The sequence below is a fragment of the Microbacterium trichothecenolyticum genome, assembly GCF_000956465.1.
GTDB lineage: Bacteria > Actinomycetota > Actinomycetes > Actinomycetales > Microbacteriaceae > Microbacterium > Microbacterium trichothecenolyticum.
The window spans coordinates 315,078-335,005 of the sequence record NZ_JYJA01000039.1 but is presented as its reverse complement, the minus strand read 5'-3'; the positions used below and the strand labels follow the sequence as shown (position 1 = coordinate 335,005).

The window sequence follows — 19,928 nt, the reverse complement described above, 5'->3', positions numbered from 1 at the left end:
CCCCGGACCCCACGCCCGAGCCGACCCCGGACCCCACACCCGACCCGCAGACGCCCGCACCGGAGCCCACTCCCGTGCCCCCCGCGCCCGAGCCCGAACCGCCGGCCCCTGAGCCGACACCGGAGCCGCCGGCACCCGAGCCCCAGCCCTCGTCGACCCCGGAGCCCGGGTGATGTCGGCGATCACCAACGTCGTGCGCATCGATCACTCCGTGCCGACGCCCGCGGGCCCGGCTTCCCGGGTGACGCCCGTCCTGGTCGCCGCCGCGCGCTCGGTGGAGCTGGATGCCTTCCGCTTCGCCGGCCGGAGCCTGCGCCTGGTCGTGTCGGGAAGCGCAGGATCGGGCAAGACCGTGCTGCTGCATCACCTGGCCGGCCTTCTCGCCGCAGAGGGGACCGCGACGATCGGGCTGCGCGCAGGCACCGACGTCCCCTCGGTCTCGCGCGAGAGCGTTCTGCTCGTGGACGACGCCCACCTGCTGAGCCAGGCGCAGGTGGCGGCCCTGATCGCACGTGCCGAGGACCCCGACGCGGGCCTGGTCGTGGCCTTGCGCAGCTGGCCGGCCCGCCCCGATCTCACGACACTCGGCCGTTTGCTGGAGCGCACTCGTCCCGCCCTGCTGCTGGGCGAAGTGAGCGCGTCGCGCCTCCGCGAGGAGCCCGGCGTGGGTTTCGGCGCGTGCGACGATGACATCCTCCGGCTGACCGGAGGCATCGCCTGGCTGGTCCACGAGTGCGCCGCCGCCCACGACGCCGCGGACTGCTGCGACCCCGGCCACTTCGCCCTTCAGCGTGCGATCCGCCCCCGCGTCCGCCATCGCCTCGAGTCCGCATCACCGCGGCTGCGGCGCCTCGTCGAGGACCTCTCCCTCGGGCTGTTCCCGACGGAGGATGCCGCGCCCACGGACGAGCCGGGCGCGCTGCTCGCCGAGGGATACGCCGAAGGCCTGCTCACGGGCGAGGGCCGCCCGGCACCGGCGATCGCCGAGACCGCGCGTGCCATGACGCCGGTCACCCGGCTCCCCGACGTCATCCGCGCGGCATCGCCGCACACCCTGCGCGACGGGCACCTGACCGCGTGGCTCGCCGGCATCCCCGACCCGCACGCCGCGGACGCGCTCGTCACGCGCGCACGGCAGGAGGCGCCCCGCGACGCCGACCTCGCCGCCCGGCTGTTCGACCTCGCCGTCGCGTGCGGTGCCGAGGCATCCGCACTGGCCGAAGAGCGCGCGTGGGCCGCCTGGGCCGCCGGGCGGCTCGACGAGGCCGGTGTGCTGCTGGACGGCTTGCTCGCCCACCGCGACGGCGCGCGCGGGCGGGTCGTCGACCTCGCAGCGGCGGTCTGGGCCGAGCGCGGCATGATGCCCCTCGCGCACGACACCTACCGCTTGAACCGGCCCGCGCACACCGGTCCGGACATCCACGAGCGGATCGCAGCGCTGGCCGCCGGGGATCCGTCCGCTGCGTCGGCCGAGATCTCACCCGATGCCCGCGGCGCGGTCACCTCCCCGCCCTCGACGCTCGGCACCGCGCACACGCTGCTCGATCGGGGGCTGACCGCGACGCTCGACAACGCCCCCGACGCCGCCGTGAGCGACCTTCAGCGCGCATCGGAGCTGTACACCGCCTCCGCCGACCGATCTCCCTCGGTCGAGCTGCCGGCCGTGATCGCGGCGGCGGCGGCCATCGGCGTGGGAGACCCTGCCACCGCACAGGCGATCGTCGACACCGCTCTGCACGGCGGGCAGGGCGGAGTCAACCGGCGCGCGCGGCTCGAACTGTGGTCGTCGTGGATCGCGCTGCAGCGCGAGCGGCCCGACGCCGCGCGCGCCGCCCTCACCCGCGCGACCTCGGCACGGGCGCTGACCCCGCGAGACGACGCGCTCGCGGCCACCATCTCCATCGGCCTGGCACGGCGCTACGACGATGCCGCGGGACTCGCGGCAGAGTGGCGCACGTCGCGGCCGCGCATCTCGCGCGCCGAGCCCGACCTGTTCTCCCTCCTCGCACTGTCGGAGCTGGTGATCGCCGCCGCACGGCTCGGCGACGCGGTGTCGATGCAGCCCGCCTTCGAGCGCGCGCTGGAGCTCGTCGGAACCCTGGGAGACCCGCCGATCTGGTCGGCGCCGCTGCATTGGGCGGGCATCCAGCGCGGCATCCTGCTCAATCATCCCGACGCCCTCGCCCCGCACGCCCGCGCCCTCGTGGCCGCCGCGGCGCACAACCGGCTCGCCGCGCGCATGGCCCACGCCGGCAAGGTGTGGACCGCGGTGCTCGCAGGCACCGTCGACCCCGACGCGGTCGAGGGCGCCGCACGAGGGCTCGCGGCGGTGGGGCTGGCATGGGACGGCGCCCGTCTCGCCGGGCACGGCGCGAGCCGGTCCGACGACCGAAAGGTGATCGCCCACTTGCTCGCGTGCGCCCGGGAGCTGCATCCGCGCGAGACCGCGCGGCCGTCGGACGAAGGTCAGGATGCGGCGACGGGCGACCTCACGGCCGAGGGTCCGCTGAGCGAACGCGAGCGGGAGGTCGCGGAGCTGGTGCTGCAGGGCAAGACCTATGCGGAGATCGGTGCCGCCATCTTCATCTCGCCGCGCACGGCCGAGCACCACATCGCCCACATCCGGCGCCGGCTGAACGCGACCTCGCGATCGGACCTGCTCTCGAAGCTCCGCATCGCACTCGAGGGCGGCACGCAGGTCACGCCCGACACGGAACGAGGGGGGCGGAGGGGATGACCCCGCACCCCGACCCCCACTTCATCGGACGAAACCCCGATGCCACCGCTCACACCGCGGCCTACCCTGAAAATGCCATCGACCTTCAGTGCGGAGGTGTCGTCACATGACCACGCCCTTGGTGCAAGTCGCCAATTCCATCATCGAGTTCATCCTGAGCCTGCTGCGAGATCCCGCAGCACTGGCCGAACTGGAGAACGACCCCGAAGCCACCCTCGCCAAGAGCAAGGTGGCCGGGATCTGCGCCGACGACGTGCGGGCGGTGGCCCCCATCATCTACGACCGGCACGACGTGGTGCCGCGCAGCACACCCACGCCTTCCACGCACAGCACTCACAACGACGTCCTCAACGAGATCACGCGCATCACCAACAACTGGACGACGATCGACAGCCGATCGACCATCGTCGACCAGTCGGTCAATCAGAACATCTGGACCGAGGGCGGCGACGTGACCCAGGTCTTCGACCAGACGGCGGGCGTCGCCTCGGGCGACGGCTCGGTGGCCGCTGGCGACGACATCGGGAGCACACCCGAGGACGACGCCGACGAGACGCCGACCCTGCCGGACGTTCCCGGCCTCCCCGACGAGGCCGCAGCCGGCCTCGACGAGATCACGGCGGGCCTGGGCACCGTGGCATCCGACGCCGGATCGGCGCTCGCCGACGACGCCGGATCCACCGCCGACGACGCGGCGGCGCCGGTCGCCGATCAGCCCGGCGACGAGGTGGCGGCCGCTGCCCAGGATGCCGGCATCCCGCAGCAGACGGCGGCGGTCGTGGACGATGCGACGACGATTCCCGAGCAGGCGTCGACCGCTCCCGCAGCGTACGAGGCACCACCGGCCGAGGTCGACGACGCCGTGTGGAGCGAGCCGGTCGACACCGTCGATGTCGAGGATGTCGCCTACCCGGATGAACTCGGCGAGGAGCAGTAGCCGACGGTGACAGACCCCGTTTCGCGGGCCGAACAGTCCGCCCCCGAACCGACCGCGCGCGCCGCGGCCGGGTCGGCGAAAGCGCCTCCACAGCGGCCCCCGCTGCACAACCCCAACACGGCCCCTGTGCTCACCAAGCTGACGCCGCCCTTCTCGGTGCGCGTGAGCGAGCTGTGCTGGATCCTCAGCTTCTTCGCCGGCGGCTTCGCGGTGGTCTACTTCTTCGTCATCCGCAAGGAGCAGCTGCCGCTCATCTCCGACGCGGTCCGCACGGTCGACGCGACGCGCAGCGACCAGACGTACTCGACGGCCTCTGACATCATCTTCTGGTCGGTGTTCGGCGTCATGGTGGCGATGCTGCTGCTGCAGATCACCCTCCTGGTCTCGTTCATGGCGAGGCGGCCGCAGATGAGGTGGTGGCAGCTGCTCACCTGGGTGGTCCAGGTCGCGACCCTGGCGGTGTCACTGGACATCGCCCTGACGGGCGAACGTGCGGCACCCCTGCGCCTCATCCTCGCCGCGCAGTGCGGCCTGGTGCTGCTGGCACTGCTGGCGAGCGTGATGCCCAAGGCGCTGGCCTGGTCAGCGAGGCAGCACGACGTCGTCCGCCAGCAGGTCGACGCCCGCGCCGCTCGGTGAGGACGCCGACCCGGGCCGGATGGCGATCTGCTCGAGGCTGCGGATGACGACGTGGCACAGCCCGACCGCGGCACGCTCGGTGAGGGGCGACTCGGCGAGCGCACGCCAGCGCGCGAGGAGCCGCTCGGTGCGGGCGCCGACGGCGGCGGCGTCCGCGGTGTCGTCGAGTCCGACGCGAGCCGCTGCCGAACTGCCGCCCCCGCCGACGATGCGCTCGGCCTCCGCTATCCGCTCGGGCGGCAGCGGATAGCCGCCGGCCCGCGTGCGCGACAGCGCGTCGAGCTCGCGCAGGGAGTGGGTGGTGGCGAAGATGCGCTCGATCTCGGCGAGCAGCGCATCGGAGCCCAGCCGCGGCCGTTCCCGCAGCAGCTGCTCGAGCCCCGGCAGCACGCCGTACACCTTCAGGGTGTCGGCCCGCGCGCGGAAGTGATCGCGCACGAGCGCCTGCAGCGTGGTCAGCCCGCTCTGCTGGACCAGCCCTTCCGCCAGAGCGGTCGACGAGGACGCGCCACCGCGGATGAGAGCGGCCGAGAGACGGATGCCGTAGAGCCCGAAGCGCGAGAGAAGTGCCCGTCGGCGCGAATCGGCCAGCGAGATCACACCCGTGAGGGTGGCGAACCGGTCCGCCGAGACGAGGAGGCGCTCGCGTGCGCTGCGCTCGAGCTGGGCGACCTCGGCCAGCGCGCGGTACTCGTCTTCGCGGAGCGTGCGGGCCGTCTCGGCGAGCAGACCCGCGACAGGGACGACATCGAGCACCAGCGCGCGCAGGTCGGCGTCCTCGGCGTAGCGCCGTGCGACCTGCCCCGCCGAGACCAGCGAGTCGATGCGCGCCGAGCCCACCTCGTCCGCGCGCGACAGCACGGCGATCGCATTGACGGTGAGCGCGTCGCCCACCGCCACGTCGCGGAACGACTCCAGGAACCCGCGGTCCGAGGCGTGCAGGTGACGCATGAGGTAGATGACGGCGTCGGGCGCCGACGCGCTGCCGCGCTGGGTCAGGAACCCGTGGGCGCGGGCCGACACGTCGGTGGACAGCGAGGCGATGCCCGGCGTGTCGATGAGGACCACCGATCGAAGGGCCTCCGAGGGCCAGCCGACGTCGATCCATGCCACCTCGTCGGCGTTCGCACCGCCGAGGTCGAGGACGGTCCGACCGTCCTCCCGGTGGAAGCGGAGGCGCCGCGGCTCCCCTTCGAGCGGGTGCAGCGTGATGCTCGGGGTGTCGGCGCGGCGATACCAGGTGACGACGCGGGTGCACTCGCCGGCGTCGGTGGCGGCGAGCTCCTCCCCGAGCAGGGCGTTGAGCAGCGTCGACTTGCCGGCCTTCACCATGCCGGCGAGGGCGATGCGCAACGGCCCTTGCAGCCGGAGGTCGAAAGCGCGGATCGCCTGCGTGGTCGCCGGGTCGTCCGCGTACAGCTCCAATGCCTCGCGCGCGACGCGACGCGCATCCGCCAGAGCCGGCTCCCTCATCCGCTGCTGCTTCCGCTCACGTTCCGGTCCCCAGCTGAGCAGGCATCGCCGAGACGGCCTGCGGTGCCGGCCGGGCAGGTGCGATCTCCGCGCGCAATGCGTCGATCTGCCGCAGCTGCATCCGCAGCTGCTTGACGCGCTCCTCCCGCTTGCCGCTCTCCACCGTCGCGGCCTGCTTGGCGGCGTTCACGGCCTCGGTGAAGGAGCGGTGCAACTCGTCGGCCATGGCGCCGAAGTGGTCGCGCGCCGCCCGCTGGACCAGTCGGAGGCGGTCCTTGAGCTGCTTGCCGGCCTGGAAGACGACTTCGTCGATATACCGGCGCACGATGTTCTTGGCCTCCGCCTGACGGCGGGCGAGACGATTGCCCATGTCCTCGCGGAAGGCGCGGCGACCGACGATCACCCCGGCCAGCAGCGACAGCGGGTTGATCAGCGGCAGTCCGATGAGTCCGGTCATGAGACCCACCATGAGGACACCGCCGTAGGACCCGCGCACGCCGATGAAGATCTTCTCGGCGGCGCTCATGCGCCCCTCGTCGAGGTCGGCGATCGCATCGACAGGATCCAGCACGCCGGCGGCGTCCGCGACGTCGATCGAGGGGATGCTCTCCTCCCCCTCGAGGAAGAGCTCGGCGACCTGCTCCGACAGCCAGCGTGCGCGTTCGTCGGTCCACACGAACGTCTCCGAGACGGCTGCCGAGACCCGCTCGTCGAGCCACTCCGTGATCTGGTTCCAGATGGGACCGGGATCACCCTCCTCGATGGATGCCTCCGCCTCACGCTGCACTTTGCGCAGGCGATCGCGCAGGTCGTGCTCCATGTCGGAGATGAGGTCGGCCACGCCGTCGGTGAGGGTCACCTGCCACCGCGACGACCGGCTCCGGAACTCGTCAGCACGGGTCTTCGCCTCCTCCAGCTGCACGAGCAGCTGCGGCGTGACCTCGGGCTCGACCAGGGCCGTCAGCTCCGCGCGGAGGGCCATCGTCAGCTGGTCCACGACCGAGGCGAGGTCGTGGACGGCGCTGCGCTCGTGGATCAGCTCGGCGCGCTCGAGGATGTCTTGGCGCAGGTGGGTCACCAGCGCGGGAAAGCCCGACTCGTCGTTGAGCTCCGCGTCGCGCTGCTCCGCGGCCATCAGCCGGAGGTCGCTCGAGACGGAGAAGATCGGGATGTCCCCGATCTTGGTCAAGTGACCGCGGTCGATGGCCTCGATGTCCCGCCACTGCGGGTAGAGGTCGGTCTTGGCCAGCACCGCGGCGACATTGGGCGATACGCGCATCGCGTGCCGCAGGAACTGCATCTCGGGCTCGGTGTACTCCTGCGACGCGTCAGACACCAGGATCACCGCGTGGGCGCTGGACAGCGCCGACAGCGTCAGCAGCGCGCTGCGCGAGTCCAGGCCTCCGACGCCCGGGGAATCGACGAGCCGCAGTCCTCCGCGCAGGATCTCCCGCGGCAGCAGCACTTCGGCCGACACGATGCGACGCACGTTGTCGGGGTTTCCTTTCGCCGACACGTAGTCGGCCAGCTCCCCGAGCGGGATCTCCTGCCGGCGCAGCTCTCCGCGGGACTCGCCCTCGGGCTGCACGAGGACGGTCGCCGACGGCTCGGGCGCGTAGCCCACCATCGTGGGCACGGTCGTCGCCACGTCGTCGTCGACCGGACAGGCAGGCGCGTTGACGAGCGCGTTGACGAGCTTGCTCTTGCCCTGCTTGAACTCGCCGACGACGATCACCCGGACGTGCGGGTCGCGCAGGCGATCGCGGGTGTCGACGAGCCGGCGCACGAGATCGCGGCGCCCTGCCTGGGCGGCGACCCTTCCGACCTTGTCGACCAGTTCGAAGAGGGCGACGTCTCGACCGGCGGGTGCGGGATCGCCCGGCTGGATGTCCGCGCGCGGGACCATTCCGCTGTTCTCGTCAGTCAACGACTCTGTTGCCTCTCGTCTCGCCTCTGCGTCGGATCAGGCCGGGAAGTCGAACGCCGACGCGCCCGGGTCGATGCCCAGGTCGGGTGAGGCATCGTCGCCCCACAGCACGTCGGCATCGACATCCCAGTCCGATGCGGTGACGTTCGCGATCTCGTCGGTGAACGCGTTCGCGAACGGATCGTCATCGACCATCACGTCCGTCGGCGCCCAGTCGGCGACGGCGTCCTCGGGCCCCGGGGCGAAGGCGGGCCCGGCGTCGACGGTGATGCCGTCGGCGTCGTCCCAGTCAGCGCGATCCGCCATTGCGCTCCCCTCCCTCTCAGTATCCCTCTGCGGCGCCGTCGCCGATAGCCTTCCTGCCGCGGATACCGGCGTGCGCCCGGCCGTGTGAACGGCCGGGCGCGCTCCCCCAGTCCCGCGACACCGTCAGCGGATGCGGTGCGGCCGGCCGCGCGTGGGCGGCCGACCGAACCGAGCAGCACTCCTACATGTCGAAGTCGGCCTGCGTGGCATCGGGGCTGTTCACGATGCCGTCGTTCTCGAGGTCGACGTCCACGTCCGTGTCGTACTCGTTGAACGAGTCGTCCAGGTCCGCCGACATCGAGTTGTCCTGGAACGAGTCGTCGATGTCGACATCCGTGTCGATGGAGTTGTCGCTGTTGTCGGAGTTGTCCGAGTTGTCGTTGAACGCGTCGGAGATGTCCGTGTCGAGGTCCCAGTTCATCGAGTTGTCCGAGTTGTCCGAGTTGTCGGAGTTGTCCGAGTTGTCGGAGTTGTCCGAGTTGTCGGAGTTGTCCGAGTTGTCGGAGTTGTCCGAGTTGTCGGAGTTGTCGTTGAACGCATCGGAGATGGAGACGTCGATCGGGTTGAACGAGTCCTCGATGTCGACGTCCCAGTTCGTGGAGTTGTCGATGTCGACGTCGTCTCCTGCCGCCGCAGAGCCGTCGCCCGAGGCCAGACCGCCCGTCTGCCCGAAGACCTGCGACACCGAGCCGTCGGCCCAGATGTTCTGGTTCACGGACTGGTCGAACATCGACGTACGGCTGTCGATCGTCAACCCGCCGGCACCCGCTGCGAGGCCCGCGCCGCCGGCGCCGCCGCCGAGGTTGAGGTCACGGAAGCCCGTCTGGTACTGGCGAACACCGGTCGAGATCGAGTGGTCGTTGAGCGTCTGGGTGTTGAACGAGTCTGTGATGGAGACGTTCGTCGAGTGGTCGGAGTTGTCCGAGTTGTCCGAGTTGTCCGAGTTGTCGTTGTACGAGTCCTCGGTCTCCATCGAGTTGTCGACGGAGTTGTCGGAGTTGTCGTTGTACGAGTCCTCGGTCTCGGTCGAGTTGTCGGAGTTGTCGTTGTACGAGTCCTCGGTGTCGGTGTCGGTGTCGACCGAGTTGTCGGAGTTGTCCGAGTTGTCCGAGTTGTCCGAGTTGTCGGAGTTGTCCGAGTTGTCGGAGTTGTCCGAGTTGTCGGAGTTGTCCGACTGGTTCCCGATGCCGACCGCCGCGTTGTTCGACGAGCTGTCGGTCGAGTTGTCCGAGTTGTCCGAGTTGTCCGAGTTGTCCGAGTTGTCGGAGTTGTCGGAGTTGTCGTTCAGCGAGTCCGCCAGATCGACGTTCGTCTGAAGACCCAGCAGGTTGTTGTTGTCGTCGGCCATGATGATCTTCCTCACTTGACAGGTGCCGGTCGGCTGTTGATCCGAGTGTGCTGCTGCGCGCGCACCCGGGCATCGGGGAGGATCCCGCACTTCCCCGATGCCGGGAGGGGGATCCGATAGGGGTTATCGGGGGCGCGGAGGGGCGATGGACGTAGGCTCGGCGGGTGGAACTGCCCGAACTCCAAGCGCTCCTGACTGCCGAGGGGCTGCGTCTGCTCGACACGATGCCGCCCGTGGACTCCGCCGACGACGTCGCGCGAGCCGTGACGAGGCTGCGCCGAGACGGGCACTCCCCCGATCTCGTCTCCGCTGTCGTCGGCCAGGCGCGGCTTCGCACGCGCGGCCGGGCGAAGTTCGGTGATCTGGCCGAACGGATGCTGTTCACGAGGGCCGGGCTCGAGCAGGCGACGCGCCTGCCCGTCGCGGCACGCCACGCGGCGCGGTTCCGCGAGGCGGGATTCGGCCGCGTGGCCGACCTCGGCTGCGGGATCGGCGGCGACGCGCTGGGCCTGGCGGGGCTCGGGCTGCGAGTGACTGCCGTCGACGCCGACGAGGTGACCGCCGGCATCGCCGCGTACAACCTCGCCCCCTTCGGCGCGGATGCCGAGGTACGCCTGGGCACCGCAGAGGACGCCGACCTCACCGGGGTCGACGCCGTGTGGCTGGACCCCGCACGGCGCACGCCCGGGCACTCCGAGACCTCCCGCACCCGCCCCGGCGACTGGTCGCCGTCGCTGGACTGGGTGTTCGATCTGGCCCGACGCCTGCCCGTCGGTGTGAAGCTCGGCCCCGGACTCGACCGCGCCCTCATCCCCGACGATGTCGAGGCGCAGTGGGTGAGCGCCGACGGGTCCACGATCGAGCTCGTGCTCTGGTCGCGGGCCCTCGCACGACCAGGCGTCCGCCGCGCCGCGCTCGTCATCCGCGGTGACCAGGCTCACGAGGTGACGGCGGAGACGGATGCTGCGGACGAACCCGCGCGCGAACTCGGCGCCTTCCTGCACGAGCCCGACGGCGCCGTCATCCGCGCGCGCCTCATCGGCGACGTCGCACGCACGCTCGAGGCGGGGATGCTCGACGAGCACATCGCCTACCTCACCTCGGACGCCGCCCTCACCTCGCCGTTCGTGTCGACGTTCCGTGTGAGGGAGGTCCTGCCCGCCGACGAGAAGGTGCTCGGCAAGGCGCTGCGCGAGCGCGACATCGGCCGCCTCGAGATCAAGAAACGGGGCGTGGATGTCGACCCCGCCGCCCTGCGGACCCGGCTCAAGCTTCGGGGCTCGGCGTCGGCGACCCTCCTCCTCACGCGCATCGGCGCCCGTCGCACCGCGATCCTCGCCGACCGGGTCTGAACCCCCCACTCGGGCCTGTGGCGCAGTCGGCCCGTGCTCCCGCATCCCCGCCGCCCAGCGGCATCTCCGGCCGGCACGACGCACCGGCCGCGTCGAGTGCGGGCTGGATCAGCCGATGATGTCGGCGCGCGCGGCGGCGTAGAGGAGCCAGCCGGCGCTGTAGACGATCGACAGCGTGCCGAGCACGATCGCCCAGACGGCCACCGCCCGGCTCTCCAGCGGGCGGCGCAGGGCGATGATCGCCGACACGACCGCGACCAGGCCGATCGGAAAGCCCCAGCCGACGAACATCGACACGAGGAGGCCGAGGATCGCGAATCCGAGCGCCCACCCCGCGAGCCCGCGGTGGAACGCCGAATCCGAGGCCGTCCACGACGTGGCATCGGGCGTGAACTCGCCTCCCGGCTCTGCCGGTGCGGTCTCCACCGTGACGTCGACCGGCGCCGTCGGCAGCCGGTGGAACCCTCCGCGATGAGTCCCCGGCAGCGGCGATGCGTCCTGCGCGAGGTCGACGTCGGGTGACACCGACGTCACCGTCGGGCCCGCAGGGGGCGACGCCGCGGCATCGGAAGGGACGGATGCCGCGGCCTCCGCAGGCGTCGGATCGACCTCGGCCGGATCGGCGTCGGGCATCTCGGGATCGCCGGGCTGCGGCATCCGTTCATCCGTCATGCCGACTCCGCGACCTGGATCTCCGTGACCGGCAGCGTCGAGTCGGCGCCGAACTCGAGGGTCGAGGGCGCGCGGCCCGACATGATGAGCTCGGACGTCAGCGCCGCGATCATCGCGCCGTTGTCGGTGCACAGCGACAGCGGCGGGATGCGCACGGTGACGCCCTCGGCGGCGGCGCGCTCGAGAGCGACGTCGCGCAGCCGGCGGTTGGCGATGACGCCGCCGCCCAGCAGCAGGCGCGGCACGTCGTAGTCGCGGCACGCGGCGAGCGCCTTCGTCACGAGCACATCGACGACGGCCTCGCGGAAGCTCGCGGCGACATCGGCCACGGGGATCGACTCCCCCGCCGCCTCGCGCTGCTCGACCCAGCGGGCGACTGCGGTCTTGAGTCCCGAGAACGAGAAGTCGTAGCGGTGCTTCGCCATGTCCGACGCGCGCGACAGCCCGCGGGGGAACGGGATCGCCTTCGGATCACCGGATGCTGCGGCCCGGTCGATCTCGGGACCACCGGGATACGGCAGACCGAGCAGGCGCGCGACCTTGTCGAAGGCCTCGCCGGCGGCGTCGTCCATCGTCTCGCCGAGCAGCTCGACGTCGGTCGTGAGGTCGCGGACGAGAAGCAGCGAGGTGTGCCCGCCGGAGACGAGCAGCGCGACAGTCGGGTACTCGAGCGGCGGCGCGTCGGCGTCGAGGATGTCGGCGGCGATGTGCCCGACGAGGTGGTTGACGGCGTAGAGCGGCTTCTCGAGCGAGACCGACAGCGCTTTCGCGGCGCCCACGCCGACCATCAGCGCGCCGGCGAGCCCCGGCCCCGACGTGACGGCCACGGCGTCGAGATCGGCGAGCGCGACACCCGACTCGGCGAGCGCCGCTTCGATCGACGGCTGCAGCGCCTCGAGGTGCGCCCGCGCGGCGACCTCGGGCACGACACCGCCGTAACGGGCGTGCTCGTCCATCGAGCTCGCGATCGTGTTCGACAGCAGGGTGCGGCCGCGCACGATCCCGATCCCGGTCTCGTCGCAGCTCGTCTCGATGCCCAGCACCAGCGGCTCAGCGCGGTTCACGTGCACACTCCTCCGTCGAATCCGGTCGCTGAGCCAGTCGACGCGCGAGCCCACCCGCGCAGGTCGAGCTTCATCACCACGGCGTCGACGTCGTCGGGCTGGTAGTACCGGGGCTTGCGGCCGATCTCGGCGAAGCCCTCCGACACGTACAGCGCCTGGGCGACGGGGTTGTCGGCCCGCACTTCGAGGAACACGTCCGTCACGCCGCGGCGTGCGGCCTCCTCCAACAGCGCGCGCAGCATCGCGCGACCGCGGCCGCGGCCCCGCGACACCTCGGCGATCGCGATCGTCTGGACGTCGGCATCCCGCGCTCCGGCGACCGCGCGGAGTCCGGCGTACCCGACGAGGCGACCCGCCTCGTCGTCGACGACGTACCAGCCGTGCGGCGACGCGAGCTCTTCGCGCATCATGGCCTCGGACCATGCGTCGGTCGGGAACGACGCCCGCTCGAGTGTCATGATGGCGGCCAGGTCCTCGCCGGTCGCAGCGCGGAGGGTCACGAACCCACCCGCTTCGGCGCGTGCGGGAGCGTCACGTCGGGCGAGCGCAGATAGAGCGCGTCGGCGGGGCCGATCGTGCGTCCGGCGGCGAGCGCGCGGGCCGCGGCGAGCGCGAGCATGCCCGCGGGGATGCGGTCGGCGTCGCGGCGCGCGGCCCCGGCGTTGGCGAGCACACCATCGAGGTCGTCGCGGGGCGCGAGCGCGGGCCCCGTGACGCGCACGGGCAGGCCGTCCTCGTCGAGCCCGCGGTAGAGCGTGTAGGCGAACTCGCGGCGGCGCGCGTCGGTGACGACCGCGAACGTCTCGTCGCCGGCATCCTCGTATCCGCCCGTCAGCGCATCGTGGATGAGCAGCTCGAGGGCGACAGCGTCGTGGCTCGCGACCGGCACGACCGGCACACCGCGCCCGAGGGCGAACGTGCGCGCGGCAGCGATGCCGACGCGCAGCCCGGTGAAGGGTCCGGGTCCCATGCCCGCGGCGACATGCGTGACGTCGGACGGGGAGACGGATGCCTCCGCCAGCGCCCGCTCGATCAGTGTGCCGATCACCTCGGCGTGGCCCCGGGGGTCTGCACTCTCGACCTGGGAGCGGACCACGCCGTCCGGCTCGACCACCGCCACCGCGGAGCCGAGGGACGTGTCGATGCCGAGGATCACCCTTCCAGGGTAGTCGGCGCCCCGTGGCGCGTGATCTTCACCAGGCGCGGGGTGTCGGCGTCGAGGTCGGCCTCGTGGGCGATGGTGCCGCAGGCGTTGTCGACGCCGCGGCCGTGCCACTCCCGCTCGAGCTCGACCTCCCACCACTGCTCGCGGAGTCCGTCGACGAGACCGCGGCCCCACTCCACGATCACCACGGAGCCGTCGAAGTCGATGTCGAGGTCGTCCAGCTCGGCGGCGGAGCCGAGGCGGTACGCGTCCACGTGCACGAGCGGCGCTCCGTCGGACAGCGATGGGTGCGTCCGGGCGAGCACGAACGTGGGGCTCTGGATGGGTCCGCGCACGTCGAGCCCACGGCCGATGCCGCGCGTGAGCGTGGTCTTGCCCGCGCCGAGCGGACCGGTGAGCACCACCATGTCGCCGGGGCGCAGCATCCGTCCCATCTCTTCGCCGAGTGCCTCCATCGCGTCGGGCGAGGTGATCTCGCGCGTGCCGACGAGTGCGTCCAGTCCCTGGGTCTGCGTGTCCACGCCCGGTGCAACAACCGGGGTGTCGCCTTCGTTCCCGCTCACTCCGACACCTGCCGGCGGGGCACGCGGGCTCCGATGCGCGTGACCACCTCGTAGTTGATGGTGCCCGCGGCCTCCGCCCATTCGGTCGCCGACGGCGCGCCGAGGGTCGGGTCCCCGAACAGCACCGCCGTGTCGCCCACTGTCACGGGCGCGTCGCCCACGTCGACGACGAACTGGTCCATCGCGATGCGGCCCGCGACGGTGAACCGGCGTCCCCCGATCACGACGGGCCCGGCGCCCGACGCCTGGCGCGGCACCCCGTCGGCGTAGCCGAGGGGCACGAGCGCGAGCATCGTGTCGCGCTCGGCGCGGTAGTCGTAGCCGTACGACACGCCCTTGCCCGCGGGCACGCGGCGCACGGCGGCGACCGCGCCGCGCAGGGTCATCGCGGGACGCAGGCCGAGATCCGCCGAGGTCCGGTCGTCGAACGGCGAGAGTCCGTAGATGCCGATGCCGATGCGCACGCAGCCGAGGCGCGACTCGGGCAGGTCGATCGCGGCGTGCGTCGCGGCGATGTGCCGCAGCGGTGGCGCGAGGCCGAGCGAGGCAGCGGCGGCCACGCCCTCCTCGAAGGCGCGCAGCGCCGCGCGATCGTCGTCGGCCGACGCGTTCGAGAGGTGGCTGAACAGCGCGACGACGCGGATGCGCCCGATCCGCTCGAGGCGCGCGGCCTCGGCGAAGACCACACGGTAGTGCTCGGGCGCGATGCCGTTGCGCGACAGTCCGGTCTCGAGCTTCAGGTGCACCCCGACGGGACGATCGGCGGATGCCGCGGCCGCCGCCTTCTGCAGCTGCTCGAGGCTCGAGATGCCGAGTTCGATCCCCAGCGCAGCGGCCTCGGCGAAGTCGGCGCCCGGCGCGTGCAGCCACGCGACGATCGGCGCGTCGATGCCGGCGCGGCGCAGGGCGAGCGCTTCGGTGATGTCGGAGACGCCGAGCCGCGACGCGCCGCCGGCGAGCGCCGCGAGCGCCGAGCGCACCGCGCCGTGCCCGTATCCGTCGGCCTTGACCACCGCGATGATCTCCGAGCCCGTGAGCCGGCGGAGGTGCCGCACGTTGTCCTCGATCGCGCCGACGTCGACCAGCGCCTCGCGCAGGGCTCCGGCGGGCAGGCGGCTCACGCGTCGGCTCCTTCGGCCGCGCTGCCTTCGCGAGACCGGGGATTCTGGCCGAGATCGAGGGTGTCGTCCTCGGTCTCGCGAAGAAACCCCCGGTTCGGCGCGCCGGCCACGGCCTCGGCGATGACGTACGCGGTCGCGAGGCCCGCGTCGTGCGAGAGCGACAGGTGCAGCGCAGTGATGCCCCGCTCCGCGACGACCGCGGCTGTCGACCCGCACAGCGAGAACACCGGACGACCGGACGGCTCCGACGCGATCTCGATCTCGGTCCAGTGCACCCCGTCCGAGCCGCCGAGCGCCTTGATGAGGGCCTCTTTCGCGGCGTACCGCGCGGCCTGCGAGTGCGGCTTCAGCTGCTGCTCCGCCTCCGAGAAGAGGCGCGGCAGCAGTTGCGGGGTACGTTCGATCGTCCGCTCGAACCGAGGGATGTCGACGAGGTCGACGCCGATACCGACGATCATGTGGTCCTCCTGCGTGCTGCAGCCGCAGCATCCGCCACCCTATCGCGCGGTCCCGATCGCCCCCCGGGCGTGGCGCCTCTTCCCGCGATCCGGAATTCGGATTCTCGTCGCGTTTCCGGATCGGCAGACCTGCGCGCCCCCGGATACCGTCGCAAAGTCCGATCGCCGGATCCGCGAGATGGCCGCGAGAGACGGACGGATGCCTCGGCCCGAGCGTCTACTCGACCGTGACGGACTTCGCGAGGTTGCGGGGCTGGTCGACGTCGAGGCCCTTGGCCGTCGCGAGGCCCATGGCGAAGATGTGCAGCGGCACCACGGCGAGGAGGGGCTCGAAGAAGGGGCCGGCCAGCGGGATGCGGAGCACCTCGTCGGCCTTCGGCAGCACCGCCGCGTCGCCCTCTTCGGCGATCGCGATGACGCGGGCGCCGCGGGCGCGGATCTCCTCGATGCTCGAGATGACCTTCTTGTGCATCTCCGACGACTTGCGGGGCGACGGGACCACGACGAACACGGGTTGGCCGGGCTCGATGAGCGCGATCGGGCCGTGCTTGAGCTCGCCGGCGGCGAACCCCTCGGCGTGGATGTAGGCGAGCTCCTTGAGCTTGAGCGCACCCTCCAGGGCGATCGGGAAGCCGACGTGGCGACCCAGGAACAGCACGGAGCGGGTGTCGGCCATCCAGCCGGCGAACTGCTCGATGTGCGCCTGCTCCCGCTCGAGGATCTGCGCGATCTTGCCGGGGACCGCCTCGAGCTCGCGCACGTGGTCGGCGGCGTCGGCGGCGCTGATCGCGCCGCGGACGCGACCGATGTGCAGGGCCATGAGGTACAGCGCCGTGATCTGCGCGACGAACGCCTTGGTCGAGGCGACCGCGACCTCGGGGCCGGCGTGCGTGTAGACGATCGCGTCGGACTCGCGCGGGATCGTGGCGCCCTGGGTGTTGCACACCGACAGCGTCTTCGCGCCGTGCTCACGGGCGTACTTGACGGCCATGAGCGTGTCCATCGTCTCGCCCGACTGGCTGATCGAGACGACGAGGGTGTCGGGGCCGATCACCGGGTCGCGGTAGCGGAACTCGTGGGCGAGCTCCACGTCGACGGGGATGCGGGTCCACTGCTCGATGGCGTACTTGCCGACCTGTCCCGCGTACGCCGCGGTGCCGCAGGCGATGACGATGATGCGCGAGACGCCGGCGAAGAGCTCGTCGAGTCCGTCGAGCTCAGGGATCACGACCTCACCGTCGCGGACGCGCCCGCGCAGCGTGTTGGCGACCGCCTCGGGCTCCTCCGAGATCTCCTTCGCCATGAACGACGACCAGCCGCCCTTCTCGGCGGCGGACGCATCCCACGTCACCTCGAACGGCTCGACCTCGACCGGGTTGCCGGAGAAGTCGGTGACGGTGACGGCCCCGGGGGTGATCGCGACGATCTGGTCCTGGCCGATCGCGAGCGCGTTGCGGGTGTGCTCGACGAACGCGGCGACATCCGACCCGAGGAAGTTCTCCCCCTCGCCGAGGCCGATCACGAGCGGTGAGTTGCGGCGGGCGCCGACGACGAGTCCCGGCTGGTCCTCGTGCATCGCGAGCAGCGTGAAGGCGCCCTCGAGGCGCGAGACGACGGCACGGAAGGCCTCTTCCAGGTCGCCGGCGCGGCGGTACTCGCGGCCGAGGAGCACAGCGGCCACCTCGGTGTCGGTCTCGCTGCGGAAGGTGAACCCGTCGGCGAGAAGCTCATCCTTCAGCTCGGAGAAGTTCTCGATGATCCCGTTGTGGATCACGGCGAGCTTGTCGTCGTCGGCGAGGTGCGGGTGCGCGTTGCCGTCGGTCGGCCCGCCGTGCGTCGCCCAGCGGGTGTGGCCGATGCCGGTCGTGCCGTCGGCGAGCGGGTGGGCGGCGAGGTCGTCGCGCAGCACCTTCAGCTTGCCGGCGCGCTTGCGCATGCCCAGTGCGCCGCCACCGTCGATCACGGCGATGCCCGCAGAGTCATAGCCGCGGTACTCGAGGCGCGAAAGTCCCGAGATCAGGACGGCCTGGCTCTGCCGCGGGCCCACGTATCCGACGATTCCACACATGCGCTCAATGGTAGGCGGCGAGTTTCGCTAGGAATCCTTACGAATCCGAACTCCCCGTTCACGGCGGAGAACGGATCCTGCGCCCACGCGCGTCAGAGCTTGCGCAGGAGCACCGTCTCCACGGTGTGGTCGGCCGCCTTCTGCAGCACGAGGTTCGCGCGGTGGCGCGTCGGGAGCACGTTCTCCTCGAGGTTCGGGAGGTTGATCGAGTTCCAGAAGCCGAGCGCGCGCTCCACGGCCTCCTCGTCCGACAGCTGAGCGAAGACGTTGAAGAACGACTTCGGGTTGCTGAACGCGGCCCGGCGCAGGGCGAGGAAGCGGTCGACGTACCACTGCGCGATGTGGGAGGCATCCGCATCGACATAGATGGAGAAGTCGAACAGGTCGCTGACGGCGACGTCGTTCGGGGTGGGCGGCGGCTGCAGCACGTTGAGGCCCTCGACGATGACGATGTCGGGCCGGCGCACGGTGATGACCGCGTCGGGCACGATGTCGTACCGCATGTGCGAGTAGAACGGCGCCTTCACCTCGGGGGCGCCGCTCTTCACCTCGGTGAGGAACGACACCAGCGCGCGGCGGTCGTACGACTCGGGGAAGCCCTTGCGATCCATGAGGCCTCGGCGCTCGAGCTCGGCGTTCGGGTAGAGGAAGCCGTCGGTCGTGACCAGCTCCACCCGGGGCGTCCCCGGCCAGCGCGAGGTGAGCTCGCGCAGCAGGCGCGCGATCGTCGACTTGCCCACGGCCACCGAGCCCGCAACGCCGACGATGAAGGGAGTGGTGGAGTCCGCCTCGCCGAGGAACCCCGACTCCTCCGCCCCGAGGCGCTTGGTCGACTCGGCGTACAGCGACAGCAGGCGCGACAGCGGCACGTACACCTGCGCGACCTCGGCCATGTCGAGGCGGTCGCCGAGCCCGCGGATCTGGACGATCTCGGTCTCGGAGAGCGGCTGCGTCATCCCTGACGCCAGTCGCGCCCAGTCGGCACGGTCGATCTCGCGGTACAGCGAGAGTGCGGGGGCGACAGTGGTCGCTTCGTCGGCGGACATCGCGCCCATCGTAACCGCTGGCACGGGAGATGGCGGATGCTGCGTCCACAGGCGCTCCGCGCGGGCGCCGGTGCACAGCATCCGTGCCGCTACTCTTCTTTCGTGCGCCTCGGAGTTCTCGACATCGGCTCGAACACCGTCCACCTGCTGGTCGCCGACGTCCGCCCCGGCGGCCGGCCGCTCGCCACGACGAGTCAGCGCACGGTGCTGCGCCTCATGCGCTACCTCTCACCCGACGGCTCCATCACAGAGGAGGGTGTCACTGCGCTCGTCGCCGCGGTGACCGAGGCGCGCAAGATCGCATCGGCCGAGTCGGTGGACGAGCTCCTGGCCACCGCGACGAGCGCCGTCCGCGAGGCGAAGAACGGACCCGAGGTCATCGCCCTCATCGAAGAGGCGCTGGGCCAGCCGCTGCAGGTGCTGGGGGGCGAGACCGAGGCGCGGTACACGTTCCTCGCGGTGCGCCGCTGGTTCGGGTGGGCGGCCGGGCAGATCCTGCTGTTCGACATCGGCGGCGGCTCGCTCGAGATCGCGGCCGGAGCCGACGAACTGCCCGAACAGGCAGCATCCGTCCCCCTCGGCGCGGGGCGCATGACGGTGCAGTTCCTTCCCGACGACCCGCCGGGCGAAGCGGCCGTCGAGCACCTGCGCGACCACGCGCGCGCCACCCTCGCCCCGGTCGCCGCGTCGTTCGGCTCCCTCGCGAGGCCTGACCACGTCGTGGGCTCGTCGAAGGCGATCCGGTCCCTCGCGAAGCTCGTCGGGTATCCGGTTCCGGGCTGGTCGGGAATCGAACGGATGCTGCTGCCCCGCGCCGCCCTCGGCTCGTGGATCCCGCGCCTGGCGCGCATCCCCGCGTCGGCGCGTCAGGAATTGCCCGGCATCACGCCGGACCGGACGTTCCAGATCGTCGCCGGTGCCGTCGTGCTGCACGAGGCGATGCGCGCGATGGACGTGGACGAGCTCGAGGTCTCGCCGTGGGCGCTCCGCGAGGGCGTGCTGCTGCGCTACATCGAGTCGCTCAGCTGGAGCGCGCCGAGCGCCTGAACCCG

17 protein-coding genes and 1 pseudogene are annotated in these 19,928 nt (G+C 71.5%); 5 read left to right on the top strand and 13 right to left on the bottom strand.

The features are described 5' to 3' along the window. Positions 1-172 precede the first annotated feature (172 nt). From RS82_RS20820 to RS82_RS17175, 3 genes are all read left to right on the top strand, one after another. On the top strand, positions 173-2,737 hold the full coding sequence (locus tag RS82_RS20820; RefSeq protein WP_052676905.1) for a LuxR C-terminal-related transcriptional regulator: 2,565 nt from the start codon (positions 173-175) through the stop codon (positions 2,735-2,737). Between the two features lie 106 nt (positions 2,738-2,843). Then, positions 2,844-3,674: an IniB N-terminal domain-containing protein gene (locus RS82_RS20815; RefSeq protein WP_052676904.1), complete on the top strand. Its 831-nt coding sequence runs from the start codon at positions 2,844-2,846 to the stop codon at positions 3,672-3,674. Between the two features lie 6 nt (positions 3,675-3,680). Further along, positions 3,681-4,313 (top strand): hypothetical protein, encoded by a 633-nt coding sequence (locus RS82_RS17175; RefSeq protein ID WP_157005657.1) that lies wholly within the window; start codon positions 3,681-3,683, stop codon positions 4,311-4,313. On the opposite strand, the gene RS82_RS17170 is transcribed toward RS82_RS17175, so the two are convergent. The 4 genes from RS82_RS17170 to RS82_RS17155 all read right to left on the bottom strand — a co-directional run bounded on the left by RS82_RS17170 (position 4,257) and on the right by RS82_RS17155 (position 9,367). Then, positions 4,257-5,786 (bottom strand): dynamin family protein, encoded by a 1,530-nt coding sequence (locus RS82_RS17170; RefSeq protein ID WP_084695731.1) that lies wholly within the window; start codon positions 5,784-5,786, stop codon positions 4,257-4,259. The two genes, RS82_RS17175 and RS82_RS17170, sit on opposite strands and share 57 nt — an antisense overlap. A gap of 16 nt (positions 5,787-5,802) precedes the next feature. Continuing rightward, positions 5,803-7,692 (bottom strand): dynamin family protein, encoded by a 1,890-nt coding sequence (locus RS82_RS17165; RefSeq protein ID WP_045301606.1) that lies wholly within the window; start codon positions 7,690-7,692, stop codon positions 5,803-5,805. Positions 7,693-7,749: 57 nt separating this feature from the next. After that, positions 7,750-8,019 (bottom strand): hypothetical protein, encoded by a 270-nt coding sequence (locus RS82_RS17160; RefSeq protein ID WP_045301604.1) that lies wholly within the window; start codon positions 8,017-8,019, stop codon positions 7,750-7,752. Between the two features lie 181 nt (positions 8,020-8,200). After that, positions 8,201-9,367, bottom strand: coding sequence for a hypothetical protein (locus tag RS82_RS17155; protein ID WP_052676903.1), 1,167 nt, complete (start codon positions 9,365-9,367; stop codon positions 8,201-8,203). 164 nt (positions 9,368-9,531) lie between these two features. Here RS82_RS17155 and RS82_RS17150 point away from each other — a divergent pair, with 164 nt between their 5' ends. Then, positions 9,532-10,719 (top strand): THUMP-like domain-containing protein, encoded by a 1,188-nt coding sequence (locus RS82_RS17150; protein WP_045301602.1) that lies wholly within the window; start codon positions 9,532-9,534, stop codon positions 10,717-10,719. A 108-nt stretch (positions 10,720-10,827) separates the two neighbouring features. Here the strand turns inward: RS82_RS17150 and RS82_RS17145 are convergent, their stop codons facing one another. The 9 genes and pseudogenes from RS82_RS17145 to coaA form a co-directional block, all read right to left on the bottom strand. Next, positions 10,828-11,391, bottom strand: a complete 564-nt coding sequence (locus RS82_RS17145; protein ID WP_052676902.1) for a hypothetical protein — start codon at positions 11,389-11,391, stop codon at positions 10,828-10,830. Further along, positions 11,388-12,455, bottom strand: coding sequence for a tRNA (adenosine(37)-N6)-threonylcarbamoyltransferase complex transferase subunit TsaD (tsaD, locus tag RS82_RS17140; protein WP_157005655.1), 1,068 nt, complete (start codon positions 12,453-12,455; stop codon positions 11,388-11,390). The genes RS82_RS17145 and tsaD overlap by 4 nt, the downstream gene beginning before the upstream one ends. Next, positions 12,452-12,955, bottom strand: coding sequence for a ribosomal protein S18-alanine N-acetyltransferase (rimI, locus tag RS82_RS17135; protein ID WP_045301598.1), 504 nt, complete (start codon positions 12,953-12,955; stop codon positions 12,452-12,454). Before rimI ends, tsaD begins: the two co-directional genes overlap by 4 nt. Then, entirely contained in the window at positions 12,952-13,611 is a 660-nt protein-coding gene (gene tsaB, locus RS82_RS17130; protein ID WP_045301596.1) for a tRNA (adenosine(37)-N6)-threonylcarbamoyltransferase complex dimerization subunit type 1 TsaB, read from the bottom strand. Before tsaB ends, rimI begins: the two co-directional genes overlap by 4 nt. After that, positions 13,608-14,075 (bottom strand): tRNA (adenosine(37)-N6)-threonylcarbamoyltransferase complex ATPase subunit type 1 TsaE, encoded by a 468-nt coding sequence (tsaE, locus tag RS82_RS17125; protein ID WP_045301728.1) that lies wholly within the window; start codon positions 14,073-14,075, stop codon positions 13,608-13,610. The genes tsaB and tsaE overlap by 4 nt, the downstream gene beginning before the upstream one ends. Positions 14,076-14,179: 104 nt before the next feature. After that, entirely contained in the window at positions 14,180-15,304 is a 1,125-nt protein-coding gene (alr, locus tag RS82_RS17120; protein ID WP_211255955.1) for an alanine racemase, read from the bottom strand. Between the two features lie 104 nt (positions 15,305-15,408). Beyond that, positions 15,409-15,762: pseudogene (locus RS82_RS17115) on the bottom strand (holo-ACP synthase); the annotation flags it as partial. Positions 15,763-15,979: 217 nt separating this feature from the next. Continuing rightward, positions 15,980-17,830, bottom strand: a complete 1,851-nt coding sequence (gene glmS, locus RS82_RS17110; RefSeq protein WP_045301594.1) for a glutamine--fructose-6-phosphate transaminase (isomerizing) — start codon at positions 17,828-17,830, stop codon at positions 15,980-15,982. A gap of 92 nt (positions 17,831-17,922) precedes the next feature. Beyond that, positions 17,923-18,876, bottom strand: a complete 954-nt coding sequence (gene coaA, locus RS82_RS17105) for a type I pantothenate kinase (protein WP_045301592.1) — start codon at positions 18,874-18,876, stop codon at positions 17,923-17,925. 102 nt (positions 18,877-18,978) lie between these two features. On the opposite strand from coaA, the gene RS82_RS17100 reads away from it, so the two are divergent. Then, positions 18,979-19,923: a Ppx/GppA phosphatase family protein gene (locus RS82_RS17100; protein WP_045301722.1), complete on the top strand. Its 945-nt coding sequence runs from the start codon at positions 18,979-18,981 to the stop codon at positions 19,921-19,923. The last annotated feature ends 5 nt before the right edge of the window (positions 19,924-19,928 follow it).